The organism is Marinobacter guineae (genome assembly GCF_002744735.1).
Lineage (GTDB): Bacteria > Pseudomonadota > Gammaproteobacteria > Pseudomonadales > Oleiphilaceae > Marinobacter > Marinobacter guineae.
Window position 1 is genome coordinate 315,711 of sequence record NZ_KZ319339.1, and the last position, 21,636, is coordinate 337,346.

General features: G+C 57.1%; 17 protein-coding genes. 4 read left to right on the forward strand and 13 right to left on the reverse strand.

Annotated features, from left to right (window positions below; genetic code table 11):
* Positions 1–5 precede the first annotated feature (5 nt).
* The 4 genes from CLH62_RS01440 to CLH62_RS01455 form a co-directional block, all read right to left on the reverse strand.
* On the reverse strand, positions 6–356 hold the full coding sequence (locus CLH62_RS01440; protein ID WP_008171779.1) for a PilZ domain-containing protein: 351 nt from the start codon (positions 354–356) through the stop codon (positions 6–8).
* A gap of 100 nt (positions 357–456) precedes the next feature.
* Positions 457–1,506, reverse strand: a complete 1,050-nt coding sequence (gene holB, locus CLH62_RS01445; RefSeq protein ID WP_099616377.1) for a DNA polymerase III subunit delta' — start codon at positions 1,504–1,506, stop codon at positions 457–459.
* Positions 1,499–3,574 (reverse strand): transglutaminase TgpA family protein, encoded by a 2,076-nt coding sequence (locus CLH62_RS01450; RefSeq protein ID WP_099616378.1) that lies wholly within the window; start codon positions 3,572–3,574, stop codon positions 1,499–1,501. The genes holB and CLH62_RS01450 overlap by 8 nt, the downstream gene beginning before the upstream one ends.
* Complete coding sequence (locus CLH62_RS01455; protein WP_099616379.1) at positions 3,571–4,605, reverse strand: DUF58 domain-containing protein; 1,035 nt, start codon at positions 4,603–4,605, stop codon at positions 3,571–3,573. Before CLH62_RS01455 ends, CLH62_RS01450 begins: the two co-directional genes overlap by 4 nt.
* Positions 4,606–4,794: 189 nt before the next feature.
* Here CLH62_RS01455 and CLH62_RS01460 point away from each other — a divergent pair, with 189 nt between their 5' ends.
* A complete protein-coding gene (locus tag CLH62_RS01460) occupies positions 4,795–5,412 on the forward strand; it encodes a hypothetical protein (protein ID WP_099616380.1) in 618 nt (205 codons plus the stop codon).
* Positions 5,413–5,551: 139 nt separating this feature from the next.
* On the opposite strand, the gene CLH62_RS01465 is transcribed toward CLH62_RS01460, so the two are convergent.
* Entirely contained in the window at positions 5,552–6,514 is a 963-nt protein-coding gene (locus CLH62_RS01465) for a DUF6160 family protein (RefSeq protein WP_099616381.1), read from the reverse strand.
* A gap of 166 nt (positions 6,515–6,680) precedes the next feature.
* A complete protein-coding gene (locus CLH62_RS01470) occupies positions 6,681–7,292 on the reverse strand; it encodes a hypothetical protein (RefSeq protein WP_099616382.1) in 612 nt (203 codons plus the stop codon).
* 181 nt (positions 7,293–7,473) lie between these two features.
* Here CLH62_RS01470 and pabB point away from each other — a divergent pair, with 181 nt between their 5' ends.
* Positions 7,474–8,832, forward strand: a complete 1,359-nt coding sequence (gene pabB, locus CLH62_RS01475; protein WP_099616383.1) for an aminodeoxychorismate synthase component I — start codon at positions 7,474–7,476, stop codon at positions 8,830–8,832.
* Between the two features lie 73 nt (positions 8,833–8,905).
* Here the strand turns inward: pabB and thrH are convergent, their stop codons facing one another.
* A complete protein-coding gene (gene thrH / locus CLH62_RS01480) occupies positions 8,906–9,520 on the reverse strand; it encodes a bifunctional phosphoserine phosphatase/homoserine phosphotransferase ThrH (RefSeq protein WP_099616384.1) in 615 nt (204 codons plus the stop codon).
* Between the two features lie 214 nt (positions 9,521–9,734).
* On the opposite strand from thrH, the gene CLH62_RS01485 reads away from it, so the two are divergent.
* Positions 9,735–10,457, forward strand: coding sequence for a phosphoadenylyl-sulfate reductase (locus CLH62_RS01485; protein WP_099616385.1), 723 nt, complete (start codon positions 9,735–9,737; stop codon positions 10,455–10,457).
* A 29-nt stretch (positions 10,458–10,486) separates the two neighbouring features.
* On the opposite strand, the gene cysB is transcribed toward CLH62_RS01485, so the two are convergent.
* Positions 10,487–11,464 carry an HTH-type transcriptional regulator CysB gene (gene cysB, locus CLH62_RS01490; protein WP_099616386.1) on the reverse strand — a complete coding sequence of 326 codons (978 nt, stop codon included), beginning with the start codon at positions 11,462–11,464 and terminating at the stop codon, positions 10,487–10,489.
* A gap of 254 nt (positions 11,465–11,718) precedes the next feature.
* Between cysB and CLH62_RS01495 the strand changes: the two genes are divergently transcribed.
* A complete protein-coding gene (locus CLH62_RS01495; RefSeq protein ID WP_099616387.1) occupies positions 11,719–14,427 on the forward strand; it encodes a winged helix-turn-helix domain-containing protein in 2,709 nt (902 codons plus the stop codon).
* A gap of 297 nt (positions 14,428–14,724) precedes the next feature.
* Here the strand turns inward: CLH62_RS01495 and dinG are convergent, their stop codons facing one another.
* Genes dinG through CLH62_RS01520 form a run of 5 tightly spaced genes read right to left on the reverse strand, consistent with a single transcriptional unit; the run spans position 14,725 to position 21,616 of the window.
* Complete coding sequence (dinG, locus tag CLH62_RS01500) at positions 14,725–16,854, reverse strand: ATP-dependent DNA helicase DinG (RefSeq protein ID WP_099616388.1); 2,130 nt, start codon at positions 16,852–16,854, stop codon at positions 14,725–14,727.
* Positions 16,854–17,570, reverse strand: a complete 717-nt coding sequence (locus CLH62_RS01505; protein WP_099616389.1) for a general secretion pathway protein GspB — start codon at positions 17,568–17,570, stop codon at positions 16,854–16,856. The genes dinG and CLH62_RS01505 overlap by 1 nt, the downstream gene beginning before the upstream one ends.
* A gap of 2 nt (positions 17,571–17,572) precedes the next feature.
* Complete coding sequence (locus CLH62_RS01510; RefSeq protein ID WP_099616390.1) at positions 17,573–19,309, reverse strand: ExeA family protein; 1,737 nt, start codon at positions 19,307–19,309, stop codon at positions 17,573–17,575.
* Position 19,310: 1 nt separating this feature from the next.
* Positions 19,311–20,798 (reverse strand): DUF3336 domain-containing protein, encoded by a 1,488-nt coding sequence (locus tag CLH62_RS01515; RefSeq protein ID WP_099616391.1) that lies wholly within the window; start codon positions 20,796–20,798, stop codon positions 19,311–19,313.
* 29 nt (positions 20,799–20,827) lie between these two features.
* Positions 20,828–21,616, reverse strand: coding sequence for an MlaA family lipoprotein (locus tag CLH62_RS01520; protein WP_099616392.1), 789 nt, complete (start codon positions 21,614–21,616; stop codon positions 20,828–20,830).
* Positions 21,617–21,636: the final 20 nt, after the last annotated feature.

Below are 21,636 nucleotides of genomic sequence, written 5' to 3' on the forward strand. Positions count from 1 at the left end.
CGCCTTCACATGGTGTGTGTTGGCCGATCGGAACTCAGAGAGCCTGCCAGGTAGGATTCGATTTTGGTGCGTGCGGTTTCATCATCACCGTTAAACTGAACCCCGATTCCCGCAGCACGGTTGCCCTGTGCACCCTTCGGAGTAATCCAGATCACTTTGCCGGCAACCGGGATTTTCTCAGGCTCGTCCATCAGGTTCAGGAGCAGGAACACCTCGTCCCCCAACTGATACTGTTTCTGGGTCGGGATAAACAGACCGCCCTGGCGAATGTAGGGCATATAGGCCGCATACAAAACGGCTTTGTCCTTTATCGTCAGGGTGAGAATGCCACTGCGCGCACCAAATCCGGGCCCCATAACTGACACCTTTCTGTAAGATCGTTTTGAACGTTTAACGGGATACAAAAATCCCTTTCATTCCGGAATCATAGCAGCTGTTGGACCCGAAGGCGCAATCCTAGCGGGCGACCGCTGCCCGTGCTGCCGGGCGTTTGACTGGCATCAGCTTCTGCCATTCGATCAGCAGGCGGCTGGCTTCCAGTTCCGGGCTCGCGTTGTATACACCGGCGGCTCTCGATTCCTTTACCATATCCAGCAATTCGTGAGCTCGCCAGGGTGGATTGGTTTTTGCCAGAAATTCGAGCATATCGGAGGCATCCGTGTCCTGTGGTGTGCCCCCGGCAATAAGTCGGGCCAGATCCGCTGCCCAGGTTTCGAACAACCAGAGCGTATCTTCCAGCCCCAATGCCTTGAACGCCTTCGCGGCCTCCCCCACGGGAATCCGTGACTTCATGAATTCCTTGAAACGCTCCAGGGCGGCATCCCTAAGTCCGATAAAATCCCCGGTGGCATAATCAAATGCCAGTCTGGGCGCATTACCTGACAACATGAGTGCTTTGGACAGCACATCCGCACCTGGCCTGGCATCTTCGGCAAGTTCCTGAACCCGCGTGGCCAGCCACCGGTTCGCATCTTCGTTGCCCGGCACCGGAATGGTCAATGTCTGACACCGGGAGCGAACCGTGGGCAGGAGCGGCCGGCCGCTTTCCTGCAGAAGGATCAGGGTGACGTCGGGCAACGGCTCTTCCAGTGTCTTGAGCAACGCATTTGCCGCGTTGATGTTCAGCTGATCCGCGCGATCAATGATGGCCACCTTATGATGGGCCACCTGAGGAGACGCGACTGCGAAGGACGAGAGCGCCCTGATCTGATCCACCTTGACCATGCGGGATTTCTCTGGCGCATAAACCCGGACATCCGGGTGGCTGGAAGCGGCGAAAAGCTCACACTGCTTGCAGTGCCCACAGGCAATCGGCTGGCCTGATTCCCGGTTCAGAGGCTTTTCACACAGCAGTAGCCCGGCCACAGCGTTAGCCCAGGCGCGCTTTCCGACGCCCCGCTCTCCGGCGAGAATCAAAGCATGGGGGAGCCTGTCCTCGGCCACCCGGCTCTGTACCGTTTGCCAGGCACGCTTGAGCCAGGGCATGTCTTGGGCAATATCAGTCACGGCGCCTTCCTGTTCGGGAATTGGATCTGCGTAATTGTCGCTTCATGGTGGCGAGTAAACGGCGCATTCGTTTCAACTGGTAACCGCTGTCATTCTCTTTGCCTGCGCTATAGTAATGGCTGTTGACCATCCGGGCAAAAAGCCTGGCGGAATCCGCCGCAGCGGGCTCTGCTTTTGCGAGCCTTGAGGCCAACACCGACGGCGTCTCGCCATGACGAACCGGCACACCGGCGGTGGCGCACAGCCGATGCCAGGTATCAACCACCCGACGGAAAGCGTCCCGCCGTTCCCCGCGGCGCATCTGCAACGCTGATATCAGTCCCGCGATCAGTAGTCCGGCCCCCACGATGCCAGCCGTCAGATACCCCAGCTCCCGCATACCAAAGCCGCCCGGCAACCGGGACATCAGGTCCATCTGGCTTTGACCCTGATAACCGACGACCCAACGCTGCCACTGGTAATTGATGCGGTCCAGTTGCAGGCTCGCCCACTGAACCAGAGGAACATCTGTGTACCGCTGGGGCGAGGCCCAGTCGTTTTCCAGGAATGATCCTTCTTCTGCAACCGCTTCCCGCAGCCCGGATTCGATCCGCTCGGGCGCAATCGCCGCAGTGGGGTCGACCCTGACCCAGCCCCGACCATCCAGATAGGCTTCAACCCAGGCGTGGGCATCGTACTGACGCACAATCAGGTAATCCCCTCCGGCACCGGGCTCACCGCCCTGATAACCAACCACAACGCGGGCCGGAATACCGGCTGCTCGCAAGACAAAGGTCGTTGCCCCGGCATAATGAGCACAGAAGCCCCGCTTTTCGTCGAACAGCAGGGTATCTATGCCATTGTCCGGCATGGCAGGCGGCCTTAACGTGTAATAGTAAGCCTGCTCCCGGAACCGTGCCATCAATGAACGGATGAGCTGATCATCACTCATGCTGCGACGAAGTTCCCCAGCCAGCGCACGGGCCCTCGGGTTGCCTTCCCTGGGCAGTTGGAGATACCGGCGAAGATCCGCGCCTCGCGCCTGCTCGGCTGAGTCGGCGTCCTCTTCCAGAGCCAACCTGTAACGGACAGGGCTGTCAGCAGGCCGACGGAACCGGAACAGGTCCGCCATTTCCTCAGCCACGTTGTCGGACACGGCCCGGGAATTTTCCAGGGCAAAGGCCCAGCGCTGATCCGTGGGTTCCAGCAATACATCGTATTCCTCGGATTCAAGAGGGCCAACACCGCCATCAACGGCTACCCGACCAAGAGGACGAAAACCCTCCGTTTGCCCCTGCCGCCAGGTTTCGCCGTCCAGATAATCCAGAATCAGACCGCGCCAGTATCGATCACGATAGGGAGGAATCTCGCCACCGAAGGTCACCCGGAACGCCCGTTCACTGCTCTGCGCCAGGCTGGAAATATCCCCGGGCCGCATGGTGTCGCTGATGCCGGTCCGGGCCTCACCCGAAACCAGGGGGACGCTCCAGAGAGGAGACATACGCGGGAAAAAGACAAACAGCAGAACCACGACAGGCAGGGTTTTCAGAAACAGGCCACCCAGCCTCCGCCAGCCGGATGTCATGCCTGCCGGCAGCTCCGGTGCGTTCAGAACCTGCAACCCCACGAGGAGCAGCGCCACACCTGTGAAGGTCACCAGGGCCCAGAGAATCTCCTGGTGGAACAGGAAGTTGACGGTTGCCAGATACACAAGGATAAAAAACAGCACGTAGAAATCCCGGACTGTTCGGGTTTCCAGCCATTTCAGGCCCACTGCAAGTACAAAGAAGGATGCAGCGGTATCAACCGTAAAGCGCCCCTGAACTGTCGCGGCATACACGCTGATCAGTATCAGCATGATCCCCGTTTTCAGCCAGCGCCCGGGTAATCTCACCCGGCCATACTGGGCCAACCATCGCCAGCTGGCGAGAACAGCGCAGGCCGCGATGAGCCACAGGGGAAGCCGGTCCCACTGGGGCGTTAACAGAAGCGCAAAACTGCCAACCAGCCACAACAGGGCTCTCGATGGCAGTCCTGTTGCCGGGACACTGTCCGCGTCGCTGCTCCTTAAACGATCCAGAAAACTCAAACCTGCCCCTCCGCGATAACCTGCGATGATCTGCCTGACCGGCGTCTCCGGGTGCCATGGGTTTCGGCTTTTGCATCCCTGGGACGCTCTTCACCCCAGGTTGCGAGCACCCTGAGACACCTGGAAACATGGGCAGGCCCGGAATCAGGTTCGATAATCTGTCCTGGAAGATTCAGGCCAAACCGCGCGCCACTTCTCCCCCGCTCCTTGACCAGAAAGGCCAGATAACTCAGCCGCAATTCATGGTCTGCCCCCGGGTAGGCATTGAAATCCAGCCAGTGCGGACTTCCCTGCTCACCCTCCCAGTCTGCAACCACCATCTGCCCCGTTCGTGCGAACCGCTTCCACAGAACCCGCTGGCTCAGATCCCCCTCCCTCCAGGGCCGGATATCGGCATGGTCGTTACCATCAACGGATCGTGCCTCCGCCGATTCCTCACCATCCTCAACCGTGCTAAAAGCTTCCGGCGCGGGAACCGGCCTCGGGAATACAACACCGGCCGACACCGGCCGAATCCAGGACCAGGCCTTCAATAAGCCAAACGGAAACCGGGTTTCTATCCGGATCCTGTCCGGGCGCAGGTATCCCCGGTGAGCGGAATGAACCGTCAGGCTGACGTCCTGCGCTTGCCTAGAATGGACATGCACAGGGGCATGGCCCAATTCCTCACTGGAAAGCATGATGGCAATGGCATCATCCCGGCCAGCCTTGAGCCGGAAGCGGAACGGAATATCATCTCCGGCGAAACCTTCTCCTGGCTGCACCAGCGTTAACTCCAGGCCTGAAAGATTTCGATGAGTCTGGTGCATGGCCCCGACAAAAACAGCACCCAGAAGAAACGTGCTCAGATAAATCAGGCTGTTCTGATAATTGATACCGGTTAACAGCATGATGAATAGCAACAAGCCAAAAACCGCCCCGGCTCCAGTTGGCAGAATGAATATATTTTTCTGGCTGAAGGACTGCAGATCGGATCGGGGAATCCTTCGGTTGATCCAGCGGTGCCAGCGGTTTCGGAACAGGTTTTTCATAAGGTCAGTGAGGCCACTTATTGCCAAAAAAGTTCATGGTATCTGACCATGCTTTTGCAGTTATTGATAACAGTACCGAAAAATGACCGATTCTGATCACAATCCCGGGGTTTGCAGCTTGAATTCCTGTCCGACAAACCGAATACTCAAAAAAAGGAGTGTGCTTTTTACACAGCCAGAGGCAACATTATGAAACGCCGACACCTGCTCGCCACCGCCATAAGCGGGCTGGTCATGTCTTCACCCTCCTTGGGAGGGGTCCAGGCCATGACATCCGATGAGATGGTGGACACCTACGTCAAGGATTCCGCGGTTATTGTTGTGCCGAAAGCACGCCAGAAAACCGAAGCAGACCGCCAGCGCATCATCCGCTCCCTCACAATTTCTCCCGGCGAGCCGGTTCTGACCGAGGCCGAAGAAGAAGCCTACCGTGAAGCCCTTCAGCGTTACATGGACGAAGGCAAAACCGATGCCCTGGAAAGTGCTGAAGAAGAATTCCTGCGCCGCGCCCTGCTACTTCCACAAGAGGAACTCGCACGGGCCCAGCCTCCGGCCGAGTTTTCTCAGACTTTGCCGCCTCTGATCTTCGGGCAACAGGCCCAGATTCCGGAGGAACCTTTCACCCAGACGTTTCTTAATGACCAATTGGGGATTGGCTTTGACGGGCAGAACCTGAATTTCAGCATCGGCAATCCGCCGGGCATTGATCAGATCCAGATTCCCCAGGCGATTAATGAAGGGCCGATTACGCTGACGCCGCGGCCGGGGGGTGGGTTTGATCTTTCTATTGCGGTGCCGGATCAGTAACGGCGGGTTCCTCTGGTCCTGAAATACAAAACGGCAGCCATTGATTGGTCGCCGTTTTTTATTGTCTTGGGGTTTTTCTATTGCCTACAAAAACGCCCCGCAACGCGGGGCGCTTCACCAACTTGGGTGTCAGGTCAGATTAGTGACCGTAGACAGCCAGGCGGGTGTTCTGAACATGCAGGTTGTCCAGAGCAACGGAACCGATGCTGGTTCCACCGATAAGAACACCACCCACGTTCACGTCCATTACGACATCGTTGACATCAACTCGCAGCACGTCTGTTGCAGTAGATGCACCAAGGCCATTCCCTTTGTAAACGTCGAGATTGACCTTTGCAAAGCCCATGTGGACTCTCTCCGCACTCGTGTCTCCCGCAGTGTTACTACCGTCGAGATCTGTATCGGCAAGATCAACGACACCGTCACCATTGTAATCGAAGTTCGCTCCGGCTCCGGTAACTGACATGCCGCGCACGCCTACCGCCAGGAATGGAACGTCAAACTCCATATTATTCACGGTGAAGGCCGTGTCTATGTTCAAAGAACCGTCACCGGTACCGCCAAGGTTAGTGGCCGCATCTTCAGTATCAACCCGGATGTCCAGCTTGGCCAGCATACCCCAGGCGCTCAGGCCCGAAATCAGAGTGGTGCTGTCTGTGCCTTCCAAATTCATTGAAGAAGCTGTGAAGCCCCAGTCAATCGGCAGGCCACTAATAGTGTGAACAGAAATGACAGCATCGCCGTCAGAAGCCAGGTCGATGTCGATAGACAAATCGTCCAAAAGCTGAGATGCAGCAAGATCAGGAGTTCCGTCGCTATTGGTGTCAAAGATAGCGGAGGAACCGGTGATAAGACCAGCACCGCCCAGCTCAATGTCGTTCACGGTGAAAGAACCACCACCAATTTCACCAGCGGCACCGCTGTTAGTATCGGTGTACTTGAACTGACCGATGCTTACCTGGGTTTCGAGCTCGATGGTCACACCGGCCTGACCGGTGACGTTACCCATCGCAGAGTCATTCATTGCCGTCAGTTCTGCCTGAGCGGCGAACGGAGCGGCGGCTACGGCTGTAGCAAGTGCAATTTTCTTCAGGCCTTTCATTCTTTTCTCCTTATAAACTCATCTTTGTTCTTGTGTGAGTCTGTATTTTTTGTAGCAGGATCTGCGATCCCACAATTCCATTTAAGATTGTTTTACAGTCCGAATCCGTGATTGCACTCACAATTCTCAACTACTCCGAAACAAACCGTTACAAAACGGATTCGCGTCACGTTTTGCCTTGGGTCTGCCCTTCACTCTCAGCTTTCCGGCCGTCATAGAAGAGCTCATATGGCTTTTTCTGGGTGTTGGGTTTACCAAAACTCAGATCACCCTGATCAAAGCGATATGGCACAACCTGTAAACCTGAGAGCCCCAGGCGATGCTCATGTTCGATAGCCAGAACCCGGGTGTCCTTTTCCCCTTCCACTGTGCCCGCATAGACTATTGCAGTACCGAGAATCTTCCCGTGTCGGGCGAGTGACTTTAAAGCTGCCCTGAACATAAGCACCTTCATGGTTGCCGCAGCTTTCTCTCCACTCTCACCCAGTCGAACCCGTTTAACCTCTCCATCATTCATCATCATCCATGCAGCAGGGATCACCACACCACTCTGCTCAAGCTCACTCCCTACCTCCTCACGGGCAACGGCAGTCAACTCCTGGATATGCTTCGCAGCGAGCGCGGCGTATTTCTTGATCTCATCCGAGGTTAACTTGCCGTCAGCTAGAGCATTGCGATCTGGTATATCTTCATCAAACCCATCTTGCGCCAGAGAGGCGGGTGACACGGCTGCCAGTACTAGCAGAGTGGATAGAAAAAGCGGTTTCATGTGCCTCATGATCGTTGTTGTCCTTATATTCCGTTGTTTACTGAGGAAGCGCCGGCTTTAGTGCGATAAAATACCGAAAAGTCAGCCACCACCCTCCTATTCCGTTTTCATTAGATCAGTGGCCCGACAATTCCGACAATGCCTGTTTTGTGCCCTGTTTATCATTCTTTCAAAATTATCCGGAGGTATCTTGAGCCCTGCCACAACCCGCCAGCTGTCCCGGGATGAATTCACTCGCCTGCTTCAAGAGGCTTCGAAGAAAAGTGATTTTGTCCATTTGGGTACCGTGGGCAACGGCCCGGGGCGTGGCGCCTGGAGTGGCTTCTCATGCGATGCAGCCCAAAGCCGGGCTCTGCATCCGGGCGATGCTGATAGTCGTGGGATCGTAGGTTTAGCCGAAGAAATGGAAACCGAAGCGGATAAGTATGCGGGTTGCCAGGTTGACCTCAACTGCCTGGTGGGAGGGTGGATTGGCTTTCTGAGTTACGAGTTGGGTTACGTCCGGGAGCCGAGACTCGCTCCCATCTGCCCCACGCCACCAGTACCTTTGCTCGCCGCCGGTCTTTACCTTTGGCTGGCCAGTCATAACCGGCAAACCGGTGACTATTACCTCTGGATACATCCAGAGTGCCCGGATAGTCTGGTCACTCAGATCAATGAATGGCTTTCACGTTCTTTTCAGACTGAAATTGAACCGTGCTCCTGGAAGGTCACGGAACCCTTCAAATCCAGACAAACACCCGAAGCCTTCAAGGTAAACGTCCAGTCCGTCCGCGATTACATCCATGCCGGCGACTGCTATCAGGCCAACCTGTCGCAGGAATTTGTCGGAAAGTTCTCTGGTGAACCCTGGTGCGCTTTTCAGGCACTGGCAGACGCTAACCCTACGCCCTATAGCGCTTTCGTGCGCTGCGGAGAGTACTCCGTACTATCCATCTCACCAGAACGATTCCTCGAAATTAAAGGACGCACAGTCAAGACAAGCCCCATCAAAGGCACCCGCCCCCGAGGTAAAACCACCATAGAGGATGCCTCTCTCGCAGCCGAGCTTCAGGCTTCAGAAAAAGACATCGCCGAAAACCTGATGATCGTGGATCTGCTACGCAACGATCTCAGCCTGAATGCCAAAACCGGCAGTGTGAAAGTCGACAAACTGTTTGCCCTGGAGTCCTACCGCAACGTCCACCACCTGGTCAGCCATATCCGGGCGGAACTTGCGGATGGTGTTACACCCATGAAGGCCCTGTTCGATGCTTTTCCCGGGGGCTCCATTACCGGAGCGCCCAAGATCCGGGCAATGGAAATCATCCGGGAACTGGAGCCCCATTGGCGTGGGCCCTACTGCGGTTCAGTGTTCTACCGGGGACTGGATGGCACGCTGGACAGCAATATCGCGATACGGACCATGCTGTGTGACGGCGAGGGCACCATTCGTTGCTGGGGCGGTGGCGGTATCGTGGCGGATTCGGATCCTGAGGCGGAGTATCAGGAGACTCTGGCGAAGGTGGGGCCTTTGATGCGGTTTCTGGAAGAGTTGGTGATTGAATAAGGCCGGTGTTCGATTGGAACGCAGGTGTCAGAAGAAGGCTTTCTTCTGACACCTGGCCGGAGCTGGAAAGGAGTCAGGCGGTGTGTATGTTACTGGCCTTGAGGAACTCCTGCCTCAGGTCATCAAAGTTATGCACCGCCGGGAACTGCGGAAACTCATCAATCACATTCTGGGGCGCATGAAACAGAATGCCCTGCTCTGCCTGCCCCAGCATGGTGGTATCATTGTAGGAGTCCCCAGCAGCAATCACACGGTAGTTCAGCAGCTGGAAGGCCCGTACAGACTGGCGCTTCGGATCACGCTGGCGTAACAGGTAGTTGGTGATCTGGCCGTCATCTGCGACTTCAAGCTTGTGGCACAGCAATGCCGGATAGCCCAGCTTCTTCATCAGCGGCATGGCGAATTCGTAGAAGGTGTCTGAGAGAATTACCACCTGAAAACGCTCACGCAGCCAGTCCAGGAATTCCCGGGCACCAGGAAGCGGGTCCAGCTCACCAATCACTTCCTGGATCTGGGGCAGCCCGTAGCCGTGCTGGTCCAGCAGTTTCAGGCGCTGCTTCATCAGGACATCGTAATCCGGAATGTCGCGGGTAGTGGCCTTGAGCTCATCAATGCCGGTTTTTTCGGCGAACGCGATCCAGATTTCCGGGATCAATACTCCTTCAAGGTCAAGGCATGCGAGTTCCACAACGATCTCCTGATTGATTGGTAGGGGGCAGCAGCGGAAAATCCACCGGCCGGGATACGGAGCGTATGATAAGAAAAACCGGGTGGGAATGCATCGTGGAAGTGAAAGCTAACCGCGAAAAACGGCGGAATAACCATATAGATTGTCATTCCTTCAGGGTATGAGGTATTTAATGGTAGCCTTTTCGCACATTTAGATAAGGTGATTCCGGCACATGACCGATATTCAAACCTTGCGGGACGAGCTCGAAGGCCAGAGCCCCCGTTCGATTCTCAAGGCCGCTCTGAAACAGTACGACAACATCGCGATTTCCTTCAGCGGTGCGGAAGACGTGGTACTGATTGAGATGGCACACAAGCTTACCGACAATCTACGGGTATTCACTCTGGATACCGGGCGCCTGCATCCGGAAACCTACGAGTTTGTGGAACGCGTTCGTAAGCACTATGGCATCGAGATTGAGATTCTGTTTCCGGACGCTCAAGAAGTTCAGGACCTGGTTAACAAGAAAGGCCTGTTCAGCTTTTTCGAAGACGGCCACGGAGAATGCTGTGGCATCCGCAAGGTCAATCCGCTGCGGCGCAAGCTGGCAACAGTTGATGCCTGGATAACCGGCCAACGCAAGGATCAGAGCCCGGGCACCCGTAATGACGTGCCGGTGGTTCAGGAAGACACGGCCTTCTCCACCAATGATAAATCCCTGGTGAAGTTCAACCCGTTGGCGAACTGGACCTCGAAGGAAGTCTGGGATTACATCCGCATGACTGAAGCGCCATACAACGAACTGCACGAGAAAGGGTTTGTAAGCATCGGCTGCCAGCCCTGCACCCGCCCTGTCCTGCCTGGACAACATGAGCGGGAAGGCCGCTGGTGGTGGGAAGAAGCCACCCAGAAAGAGTGTGGCCTCCATGCCGGCAACCTGATCGCCCGGGAATGATCGGGCAGCGAGCTACCCGCGCTCACCGCTCAATAGGTGGGTAGCTCGATATCCCTGAACAACTCCTCTATTTCTGACCGACTGCCCTGGTGCGCAACCGCTTCGTCTACCTTTTCCTTGGTGAGATGCGGCGCAAAGCGCTGGATGAAGTCGTACATATACCCCCGAAGGAAGGTGCCCTTACGGAAGCCGATTCGCGTCACGCTGGGGCGGAACAGTTTTCGGGCATCCAAAGCGACCAGATCGGTATCGGTTTTCGGGTCGAATGCCATGCTGGCGATGATGCCGACACCGAGGCCAAGCCGCACGTACGTCTTGATAACGTCCGCATCCGCTGCGGTGAACACCACTTTGGGCGTTAGCCCCTGGGTCTGGAACGCTTCGTCCAGCTTGGACCGACCGGTAAAACCGAATACGTAGGTAACCAGCGGGTATTCCGCCAGCTCAGGCAGCGTCAGTTCCGGCAGCTTGGCCAATGGGTGATCCTTGGGCACGATCACACTGCGGTTCCACCGGTAGCAGGGCATCATGATCAGGTCGTTGAACAGCTCCATGGCCTCTGTGGCAATGGCGAAGTCAACGGCGCCGTTGGCGGCCATCTCGGAGATCTGCATGGGCGTTCCCTGGTGCATGTGCAGGGAAACGTCCGGGTACTCCTCAATAAACCCACTGATCACAGGCGGCAGCGCGTAACGGGCCTGGGTGTGGGTGGTGGCAAGGCTAAGGTCACCCTTGCGCTGGTTGCTGAATTCCTGGGCAATTTTCTTTATGCCCTCCACCCGCCGCAGAATCTCTCCCGCTTCCCGGATAATGATCTCCCCGCCCGGGGTAATACGGGTCAGGTGTTTACCGCTGCGGGCGAACACCTCCAGGCCCAGCTCGTCCTCCAGCAGACGGATTTGCTTGGAGATACCGGGTTGAGAGGTAAAGAGGCTTTGAGCGGTTGCGGACACATTCAGGTCGTGATGCGCAACTTCCCAGATATAGCGCAACTGTTGTAGTTTCATTGAGTCTGTTGCTCCCTGGCGATCGAAGGACCTTGAAGAAGAATACGCATAAAAATACAACTTTTCATTCTTTTTTAATATAGGAATTTCCTTCCACACAGTTTAGACCAAAATTGCATTTCCGCAGCCTTTGATAAAACCCTGCAGTGAAGAAGTAGTGATGAAGTGGCGATTAAAGTGGCAGCGCGGCCCTTGACTTGGTCGTGACAAAGGACACAATCCCTAATCGATACGCTCCACCTTTCAGGGAAATCATGCAGCTGACCACCAAATTCCTCAGGCCTACCTCGGATCCCCGCGCGGTAAAACGCGAACGGTTGAGCGCGCTCCTTGAACCCGATAGCCCGAGACGTCTGAACCTGGTGATTGCACCTGCAGGGTTCGGCAAAACCACCCTGGTCGCTCAATGGTGCTCGCGATCGTCGTCGCCGACCGCATGGCTTTCACTGGACGAACACGATGATGAGCCGAGGCGCTTCTGGCAGTATGTTACCGGCGCCTTCGAACACGCCGGCCTGACAGGAGCCGCTGAGCTACGTAAACAGCTGGCCCACAGCAATGATGAGGCCTTCACCGAAGCCATTACCGGGCTGATCAACACCCTCGCCCGGGATGGCAGCCCCTGGGTCCTGGTGCTGGACGACTTCCATTTTATTCACGACCCCGCCATACACCGGCAATTCGCCTATTTTGTCGATTACCTGTCTCCTGGCGTTACCGTCACCCTTGCTTCCCGGACCGAACCGCCGCTGCCCCTGGCGCGGTGGCGGGTGCGCCGCTGGATTCAGGACATACATCCTGGCCTGCTGGCATTTTCAGAAGATGAGTGCCGGCAATTTTTCCAGGACACCATGGGCCTGGAGATTTCCGAGGAAGACGTCCGGGCAATTTGCCGGAAGACAGAAGGCTGGGTTGCCGCCATGCAGCTGTCGGCACTGTCCGGCAAAGGCAGCTCAGGAGGAACGAAGCAGATTGATCTCGACGAGCGCCATATCAGTGATTATGTGTTGAGCGAGGTACTGGACCAACAGCCCGCGGAGCTTGCGGATTTTCTGCTGGAAACCGCCTGCTGTCCCCGCCTGTGTGCCTCATTATGTGATTCGATCCGCAGCTCCGACGACAGCCAGGAAATTCTGGAGAAATTGCTCAGCCAGAACCTGTTCCTGATCCCCCTCGACACCCGGAACGAGTGGTTTCGATATCACGATCTGTTCCGGGATGCCCTTCTTCTTCGTATTCGTCATCGCCAACCCGAGAAGGCAGAACGATTATGGCAGGGAACCGTAGACTGGCTGCTGGGCCATGGCCATGTGCAGGAAGGCATTGCCCAGATCGTCCATCACGAAGACTGGCACTGGTTGGCCCGGGTACTGGCTGAGCATGGCAATAACCTGATTCACGGTGGCTATCATTTACCGGTTCTGAACTGGCTCGACGCCCTCCCCCGGAATCTGGTCACCGACAACCCACAACTCCAGATGCTGCGGATCTGGGGGCTGTTCTTTGCCAACCGCGTGGACTCCCTGGCGCCATTGCTGACCTCACTGGAAGATCTCCTCGACCGGCATGTGGCAGATTCCCATCCGGATGCCGAGGGGGCGCTCGGGCTCCAGAGCGAAATTTCGCTGATGCGCTCCTACCTCGCCCGGACCCGCAGCGATGACAAAAGCGCCACCGATCTCACACGGCAGGTTCTGAAAGAAATCGACCATACCCGCATCCCCCTGAAATCGGTGACCTATTACGGTCTGGGCCTCGACTACTACGGCAAGGGCGAGCTGGCCGAAGCCGAAGACGCCCTGCAGTCCGCCGTCCGTTATGGTCAGGTGGAACAAAAGCCAAGTACCGTTCTCTCCAGCGGCGGATTACTGGCCTGGATCCAGTACAACCGTGGCGATATCGACCTCGCCCTGGATACCTGCACCGATATCCGGCAGTGGGTGGATCGGCACTATGCGGATCCCAGCCAGCCCAGGCTGATTTCCTGCTGGCAGAACAGCACCTTGTGCGAAATTCATCGGGAACGGGACCATCCCGAGCTTGCGGCCACCCACCTTCAACCATTGCTTGAACACGTGGAGCGGGGCACTGAAGCCGGACAGCACGTAGTCATCCAGTACGTCCGCGGCCACCTTGCCTTCAGCGAGGGCAAACTGCAGGAGGCCATCGAGGCGCTGGAGGACGCGGCCCAGACCGCCCGGAAGCGCCGGGACCAGATACTTTTCGAGCCACCGGCCAGCACCGCCTTGCTGGCCCGATGCTACCTGGCCAGCGGTTACCCGGACAAAGCCCGGGCCTGTCTCGATGCAAGAGTGGATGTCGAGTACACCAACCCCCTGAACCTGGAACAGAACCGGATCAGTGAGGCGCGGGTGCTCGTGGCTTTGGGCCAACCTGAACGGGCCCAGGAAATTCTCAGCGCCCTCCTGCAGCCCGCCGAACGTAACGCCCACAACCGTCATCTGGTAGAGATCCTGCTGGTCTATGGCGAGGCTCTGGCACTTCAGGACCGCAAAGAAGAGTCCCAACAAATGCTCACCCGGGCAATAACCCGGGCCACCGAAGCCGGATTTATGCGGCTGCTGGCAGAAGAAAGCCCATACCTTCGTTCACTCCTTCTTTCTCTACCCGCGCTGAACGCACCGGGGAGCTGGAACAGCAGCGTGCGAGCCATGCTTCTGAAACAGGAAGATAGGGCTGGAACAACAACCGTAGCGACTGAAGTTTCGCCTGAGCGTTCACCCCAAACACCAGAAACCCTTCCGGAGCCTCTCAGCCAACGGGAGCTGGAAGTGCTTGCACTGATTCACCAGGGCCATGCCAACAAGGAGATTGCCTCCCGGATGAGTGTGGCTCCAGCCACCGTCAAGGCCCACATCCGCAACCTTTACGGCAAGCTGGGCGTGGGCCGAAGAACCGAAGCGCTGGCCCGTGCGCGGGAACTCGGGCTCCTTGATAACTGACAGTAGCGCCCAGAAACTGTGACCTCCATCACATTTTTCCGGAACTTTCTAAGCCTACTACGCCCTTTGGACGATCCGTTTACGCCCCCTGCTGCTCTATCATTTGCTCAACGGTGAGGGAAACCTTACCAGGATTTCTGAAACTTCAGGCCTTCAGATTTCTTGTTCCGCGTTGTTTCGACGCCCGGGTTCGAAAGGACCCCTTCGATGAGAGCCAACCCATCTGGGCTGGCTCTTTTTTTATGGGCGGGGTATGTGCTGAAAAGGGTGTGCTGGAGAAGGTTGTGTTGGGGACGATCAGCGTTCAATCATCCGCCGGAACGGCGGCAGGGCATCCAGCAACAGCTGGCCGTAGCGCCTGGCGATGATGCGGCGATCCAGAATGGTCACCCGACCGGTGTCCTGCTCGGTTCTGAGCAAGCGCCCGACCGCCTGAACCAACTTGATCGAGGCATCGGGCACCGTGATTTCCATAAACGGATTGCCTCCGCGCTGGCTCACCCATTCCGCAAGGCTTGCCTCTATCGGATCATCCGGCACCGAGAACGGCAGCCTGGTAATAACCACGTGGTGCAGGTACTTACCCGGCAGGTCGATACCCTCGGCAAAACTGGCAACCCCGAAGAGTACACTGGGCCGCCCCTCGTCCACGCGGCTGCAATGCCGCCGAAGCACTTCACCCTTGGCCATGTCGTCCTGGGTAATGATCAGGTCCGGATACTCCGGAGCCAGTGCATCCCGAACCTGGATCATCTGGCGCCGGGACGTGAACAGCACCAGGGTTGCCTTTTCACCTGCCCACAAGTCGGGTAACCGTTTGATCAGCTCATCGGTAAACCCATCATCCGTGGGCATGGCCGACATAGCAGGCACTTCCACCGTTGCCATTTCGGCATAACGGAAGGAACTGGGCACCACCAGAAACCGGCTGTCCTGAGGCAGTCCGGCCCGGGAATTGAGGCGGTCAAACCGCCCAAGGGCTGTCAGAGTCGCGCTTGTCAGCACGGCCCCATAAGCCCGGGACCAGAGCCGGGAATACAGCAGATTGTCCGCCAGTACCGGAGAGCTGTAGAGCGTAATGTCTTCGGCATGATCCCAACGCTGCCGGACTGCCCAGCGCGCGGGTGGCGGGCTGCCTCCTCCCTCGCACCAGGCGGTCCAGAGTCTCAACTGATCTTCAGCCCGGCTATGGAAAGAGCCGATCACCGGGTACCAGGCTTCGGCGGTTTCCCGGTCAATCTCGTGTTCCTTGCGCTCATCAAACGCGCCCTGCAGCTCATCCGCAAGCACGCCGAGCTGGCGCACCAGGTTGGCCGTGGCTATCCGGCTCTCGGCCGACAGATCCGCCATGGCTTCCGGTAGCTCACCTTCCGGGTAACGCCACTGGGCGGTTCGGCGCTCCTCGTTGAATTCCCAGCCGGTGTTCTGTTCGGCTTCCTCATAGACCCTGGCCAGAACCAGATCGACATCCCGGGATGCAGAGCCAATGCGGTCCAGTGTCTTGGTCGCCTGGCTACCTCCAGGCAGGTAAGGTTGCATTTTGACCAGCGCCTGGGAGAGTTGCTTCAGCCACTGGCGTGTGGAATTCAGCGGTACCGATGCTGCAAAATGGTTCAGCGCCTTGTCCGGAAGATGGTGGGCCTCATCAAAAATGTACAACGCATTTTCAGGTTCGGGCAAAATGGCACCGCCACCGAGCGCCAGATCCGCAAGCACCAGATCGTGGTTCGCCACCACGATATCGGCATCATCCAGATCTTTGCGGGCATCGAAAAACGCGCAACTGTCGAAGTAGCTGCAGTGGCGGTTGGTGCATTGCCGGTGATCCGTGGTGACCTGGCGCCAGACATCGTCCGGAATCTGCTCTGGCCAGTGGTCCCGGTCGCCATCCCAGTTTCTTGAACCGTAACTGGCGAGCATCTCCTCGAAGAAAGCCCGGGTGCCCGGCTCTTCGGACTTGGGACCATCCAGCAGGAACAGCGGCATGGTATCGCTGTCGCCATTGCCCTCGTCGTGCAGGCGTGCCTCCAGTCTGGACATGCACAGGTACCGGCCCCGACCCTTGGCGAGGGTCCAGTTGAAAGCCATCTTGCTGTGTTTTTTAAGATCCGGGAGGTCTTTCAGAACAATCTGATCCTGCAATGCAACAGTGGCCGTGGAGATAACCAGGGTTTTACCCAAGGCCTTGGCCACAGGAATTGCCGCAATCAGATAAGCCAGGGTCTTACCGGTACCGGTCCCCGCCTCGACAACGCACGCTGAAGCCGGCGAGGTTCTCTGGCCATCGTTCTCGGTGATCTCGCCCATGTATTTTGCAATTTCGGCGATCATCAACCGCTGGCCGTAGCGGGCACGGATATCCTTGCCTGCCAGCACATCCCGGTAGCCCTGCTGAATCTCCTGCTTGGTGTCGTCAGTCAGCGCCATTATCGGGGGCTCACCCAATCCCGGACCACACCCACCCGGAAGCGTTGTCCGTTAAGGCTAAGCACGACTCCCTCCTCGGTGATGTCTTCCACCCGTAAACCGGCAAACGCGTCACCGATGCGCAGATAGGCATTATTAATCATGACACGGCGGGACGCCGGAGATGAGGAGTAGATATGGCTGTTAAAGGTCAAGTCCGGAACACTCTTCTGAAACGAAAGGGGCAACTCTACCAGATGGGGCACCCTGCCCGCCTGCTCAGTCGCCGGCAAGGGCGGAAAAGTCTGCGATGAATCGGATGACGGAACAATAATGGTCGCCCGCTCACGGGGTACGGGCACAGCAACAGTCTCGGCGTCTGGCGGGCTGACAGACGATTCTGGCAGGTTTTCGGCCTCTGCGATCGGCTTATCCGGTTCGGATTCCTTCACTGCTGCCGTCGCTTCGGGTGACTCTAACCCTGGTTCCAGTTCCGGCTCTGGCGCTGGTGACGCCTCAACCTGTTCGGCCGGTTGATCTGGTGGCAGGAAGCCTGGCCAGAAAACAAAAGCCAGCACACCGGCGTTGAGCAGCAGGGCCACAGCGACCCAAATCACCGGCGATACCCGTTTCTTTTTTGGCCGGTGAATTAGCTGCACCTGTTGGCCAAGGTCGGGTACCCGGCCCTGGCGGCGCTCCGTTTCGGATTTTCTCAATGCGTCAAGAATATAAGACATAGCTACTCTCGATTGCCTGACCGATTGCCCGACCGATTGCCTGACTCTGAAGGCTGAAGTCGGGGAACAGACGCCTCAAGATCGTTATTCATCTGGATAATGGTCATGGCTCCGGCAATTCCGTCAACGGTAAGACCACGGGCGGACTGGTACCAGCGCACCTGCTCCTCGGCACTCATCCGTTTGATCTGATCGCTTTCGGGGCGACTGGCACTGAGCGCCTCCGCCAGTTCCATCATCCGGGCGCCAATCCATAACTGTTGGCCGTTGTCGGTGCTGTAGAAGCCGTCGCCCGTGAGGTATTCCGGAAGGCGCCACAATACCCGGTATTCCCCAAACCAGTAAGGCTCGATACTGGCGAACGATAGCTCCACGTTACCGGAGGGCAACGCGACTTCGGCGGTGTCGCCATCCAGGTGGCGAATCACCACATAACCGCTGTTGCCGGCCTGGTCCTGAAGCTGCAACATCACCGGGCGGTCCAGAAACTCAAGACTCCTGCGGCTGCCCTGCCGCTCCAGACACGCCAACCCGTTTTCACTCGCAAAATCACAGGCCACTGGCGCATCGGCGGGTTGATAATCGCGCCCCCAGATCCCGAACAGCATTCGGAACGCTTCGGCCGGATCGAGCAACTGGCCGGGCACCTCCAGTTTTGCAAGGGCCTGAGGCTCAGGTATTGAAGTGCTATCCCCGGTATCCGCCGAGTCCGGCATTTCCGCTTCGACCATTTGGGCCGGTTCATCCGCAACCCGCTCAATTGCACCCTGCAATGGTTCCGCCGCGGGCTGCTCTGCCAGAGCCGGCTCGCCCGGGGCCCAACGCTCAAACAGCCAGGCGGTTCCGATGATGGCAACAAGCACCGATGCCGCAACGATCAGATACTGGGACCTGTCTGGTGAGCCGCCTTGCCGCGACGGCCGGGGGCCGATGGAAGGGCCACGAACCTCTTTCGCTGCGTGCCTAATATGATCAGCGGTAATTTCGTGCTCACCTTCCGCGTAGGCCCCAAGCAGCGCCCGGTCACTGATCAGATTGATCAGCCGGGGAATGCCCTGACTTTCCCGGTACAGTCGCTGAACGGCCCGAGGGGAAAAAATATCCCCGCGCATGCCGGCAACGCTGAGCCGGTAACGCAGGTAAGCAGGCAGCTCGTTCTTGCCAATGGCATCAAGGTGATACCGCGCAGTTACCCGCTGGTTCAGTTGCCGCAGCTCCGGAAGGGCAAGTATCTCCTGCAACTCCGGCTGGCCAAGCAGGACAATCTGCAGCAGTTTTTTCTCGGCGGTTTCCAGGTTGGTGAGCAGTCTCAGTTGCTCCAGAACGTCTGCAGACAGATTCTGGGCCTCATCAATCATCAACACCTTATGGCGGCCGGCCGCATGGGCCTTCAGCAGATCCTGGTTGATCAAATCAACCAGCTCCTTGATGGTGGCGCCAATGTCGTGGGGAATCTCCAGCTCATCGCAGATGGATGACAGCAACTCCCGGGCAGACAGGCGGGGGTTCAGAACCAGTGCAATGTCGACGTTATCTGGGGCATTTTCAATAAAGCAGCGGGAAACGGTGGTTTTTCCCGTTCCCACTTCGCCAGTAATGACAATAAAACCACCCTGGCCCTGAACCCCGTACATCAGGTGCGCCAAAGCTTCCTTGTGGCGGTCACTGAGATAGAGATAACGGGGGTCCGGGGCGATGGAAAACGGTGGTTCGCGAAAGCCGAAAAAGTCGTAATACATATCAGGACGTACCGGAATCCGCGTTATTGATCAGTCTGAGTTCCGCCGTGCGCCGGTTCTGCTGTTTCAGCCGTCGAACGCAACGCTCCAGAGTCTTGGAGATGCGGGCGTGGGAACGGATCATGGAGATCTTCGGCCAGGTGGCCCGTTCGCCGGCAAGAATCATTTCCCGAACATAGGCCGGGTCCGGATTCGACAACATCCGTCGAAAGTCTCTGAAGGAGTAGTTGGGCGCGATGGTGACATCTCCCGAGTACCGCTGGGCCATAATCGTGTACAACTGACCGGACATCTGCCGCAAGAGTTCCGGCCTTAGCCGTTTCCGCAAGTAATCGAACACCCCCTGGCCGTGAAACTGTATTTCAGATTTCATCAGATGCATGGGCAGGTTTGCCAGGGAGAGTTTTTCGTCCCTGCCCTGCTGGCTGAGAAACGGTACAACATGGGGATTGGTCTGGCTCGCGATGGTGAAGTTCACATCGTACAGGTGCATCAGGCGCTCAATGGGCAAGTCGCTTACAACCGAACCGTCTACGAATTTCAGGCGCGGCATATAAGGCAGTGTATTGCCATGGATATCCTTCTTCATCAGCGTGACCGGCGGAAAAATACCCGGCACCGCCGCACTGGCCAATACCGCACTCCATACCATCAGGTAGGGAGAGGTATAGCCACAAAGCAGACGGGACTTCTGATGCGCCTGCACCGGCGAAACGCTGACGTTAATGGAGCGGCCTGTCCGCTGGTAGGCTTCCTCAAAGGTATACTCACCAATGTTGGCCCGCAGGCAGGATCGCAGCTGCTCCTGGTCCATAAGACCGTCGCCCCGCACCGCACTGAGCAGGCCCCGCCATTTCCAGGCATTGAGATTGTGGTTCTCGGGCACCAGCATTTCCGGCACTTCCGCATCCGTATGGACACCGAGAATACCGGCAATAATGGCACCGATACTGGAGCCGGCAATCACCTGGGGCAAAAGCCCTTTCTCCCAAAGCGCCTTGATCACCCCGAAATGGAACATGCCCAGTGTTGCACCGCCACTGAGCAGCAGAGCCGGACGACCATAGCTGGTAAGCGTATCCCGGAAAAACTGGAGTTTATCCGCGACCGGAAAACCAGGTACCGGGTGATCACACAGATAGTCGAGGGCTTCACAAACCTGGGTAATGTATTCCTCGATCAGGTGTTTGGTGCCCACCCGTGACCGGGTATAAAGCGCCGGGTTTCCCATGTTTCCCAGGTCATGGTGCAGCCCCTCACGCAGGGCACGCTTGAGGCGTTCGAAATCATTCTGCTGCCGATACTGCTTGAGATTGCTCAGCCGATCGTAAATGAGCTCGTAATGGTAATAGTCGGAGGCAAAGTCCTCCTTCCACTCCGCATTTCCTTCCAGGAAATCCAGTTCCAGCGCGGCTGCCTTCCACACCTCGTAGTTGGGCGCTTCGGCCAGCATTCTCCGGAATTTCGTTATTCTTGGATCCTTGAGCACCGCTGAACTCCTTTCGCCCGGGCTGAAACTCAGAAATCATCCAGCATCAGATTTTCATCATCGCCACTGGCGAACGGATCATTGATTACCTTACCGTCGTTAATCATGAACTCGCGACGTTGCAAAAACGCGTTGCGAACAAAAGTATAACTGTCGCCGGATATGAAGCTTTCCGCCGGGATCAAATCCGCCCGTTTATCGACAATCTGCACCGCCCTGGCAAAGTAAACGTCCGGACTCTCCACGGCATCCCAAGCCGACGGCAAAGCAAACCCGTCAGTCAAAAATCCGCCAAAATGCCGGGGCGTAGACGGGCCAAGAAAAGGTAACATCAGATAAGGCCCCGACTTTGTCCCCCAGTAACCAAGCGTCTGGCCGAAATCTTCCGGCCGCTCTGGCAGATCAAAGGCAGTGGCAACATCGATCAGGCCGCCGAGCCCGAAGGTTGTGTTATAAGTGAAACGACCTACAGCTACCACGGCGGACTCTCCCTTCAACTGGAGCACGCTGTTGGTAAAGTTCCGGAGTTCGGTCAGGTTATTGAAGAAGTTGGTGATGCCCCGATCAATCAATTGCGGAGTAAATGTACGGTAGGCCTGGGCCACAGGCTTCAGAACCCAGCGATCAATGGTATCGTTGAAGGTAAAGACCTTGCGATTCCAGCTTTCGTAAGGATCCTTGGGATCAACCGGAACGGAGCCTGCAGGAGCGGGTTCCTGCATTGTCTGGGCTGCCGCCTGGCTGACTGGAAAAAACACTGCCAGGGCAAGAAGAATGACAATCGCTGTTGGCCGGCGCCGGGTAAAAAGTTGTTTCATCGTCTGCTCTTGGGTTGTTT